General features: G+C 37.4%; 1 protein-coding gene. It reads left to right on the plus strand.

What is annotated here, in order from left to right; all coding sequences use genetic code 11:
* Positions 1 to 32: 32 nt before the first annotated feature.
* A partial coding sequence (locus HBA26_RS22635; protein WP_166721071.1) for a glycosyltransferase family 39 protein occupies positions 33 to 733 on the plus strand: 701 nt, incomplete at its 3' end.

The following is a 733-nucleotide window of genomic DNA, read 5'->3' on the forward strand; positions in this document are numbered from 1 at the left end:
AGATGTGTATAAGAGACAGATATAGAGAAGTGATGAAACGATTATATTTATTCTCTTGGGTTAGCCTATATGCTATTTTTTGGACAATTGCTACTACTTGGCTTGATCCAACTGTTCCTTATGACGCGATTGAGGCTCTCAATTGGGCACAAAATGCTCATTGGGGTTCGCCTAAGAATCCATGGTTAGTTGGTATGATATGGAGACCGACTTTATGGCTCACTGAGTTTCCTATGAGCCTATATTGGTATAGTACGCATTTTGCTGCAATTGCTATAGGCATGCTTGGTTGTTGGTATTTAGCAAAATACCTAAGTGGTAACGAAAAATTGGCATGGCTAGCATTATTAACTTTAAACCTATCTGGTATTATAAATTTCGACATAATAAGTTACAATGATAATTATTTACTTATTATGCTGTGGCCATGGATGTTTTTATTTTTTTATTTTTCAATCACTCGGCATCCGGCGTGGTGGTTATTATTCTCGCTTGTAGCTGGATTGGGAATGATGGCTAAATATTCTACATTTGCATTTGTCTTTGCCGTTTTCATCGCCACACTTGTTGTGCCAAAAATTCGTTCTTGCTATCGTTCTACTTTTTTCTACCTCGCGATAGTTCTCTGTGTATGCATTGTGATTCCTAATATTTTATGGCTTTGGGATCATAACTTTGCTGCTGTAGATTGGGTTGACTCACAGATCATGAGACCTGTCTCTTATACACATCT

Source organism: Enterobacter sp. 725m/11, assembly GCF_011683705.1.
Classification (GTDB): domain Bacteria; phylum Pseudomonadota; class Gammaproteobacteria; order Enterobacterales; family Enterobacteriaceae; genus Enterobacter; species Enterobacter bugandensis.